General features: G+C 59.8%; 2 protein-coding genes. Both read left to right on the top strand.

Annotated elements, in window-relative coordinates:
* On the top strand, nt 1–102 hold a 102-nt coding region (locus ACYQ8K_RS30150), incomplete at its 5' end, for an MCE family protein (RefSeq protein ID WP_139825873.1).
* A gap of 295 nt (nt 103–397) precedes the next feature.
* The coding region (locus ACYQ8K_RS30145; protein ID WP_459975040.1) for an MlaD family protein at nt 398–783 on the top strand (386 nt) is incomplete at its 3' end.

Raw genomic sequence — 783 nt, 5'->3', positions numbered from 1 at the left:
GGCAACAGCCTTGCGCCGTACAACCACCTGGACACCGGATCGCCGTATGCGATCGAGTACGTCTGGGGCCGCCAGGTCGGCGACAACACCATCAACCCGTAAATCTCACTCAGCGCGCGAAACCTCTGCCAGGCAACATCATTCGTTCGCCGACATCAATGGTCGATCGCCACCGATGGCAACGGTTATTCGAAAAACAGTGTTGTGCGCCCGCCGATTCCGCTGTTGCTTTGTTTGTGCCACGGCGTCGCGGTACATTTCATTGATCTTATTGAATGTGTGTACAGGGTGGCGGCGGAAGCGAGATGAGGGGCAGGGTTGGCGACCGTGGGTTATCTGGACAACCACCCCTATAGGTGGCTGCCACTGATGATTTCCGGGCGCACCGCGTAGCGCCATGGAGGGTTCACCCGTTCAGATCAACGACTCGCGCGAGCCGCCCTACAAGGTCATCACCGTGGTCGTGCTGGCGGTGCTTGCGGTGATTTTCACCCTGGTCTACATCCAGTTCCGCGGAGGTTTCACCCCCAAGACGCAGCTGACCATGCTGGCGGCGCGGGCCGGGTTGGTGATGGATCCGGGTTCGAAGGTGACTTATAACGGGGTGGAGATCGGCCGGGTGGGGTCGATCTCTGAGACGGTGCGGGACGGGAAGCCGGCCGCGAAGTTCATCCTCGAGGTGTATCCGCGGTACCTGAAGCTGATCCCGTCGAATGTGAATGCCGATATCAAGGCGACGACGGTGTTTGGTGGCAAGTATGTGTCGTTGACGACGCCGGCGAA

Source organism: Mycobacterium sp. MUNTM1 (assembly GCF_054660795.1).
This window is presented reverse-complemented; position numbering and strand designations above follow the sequence as displayed.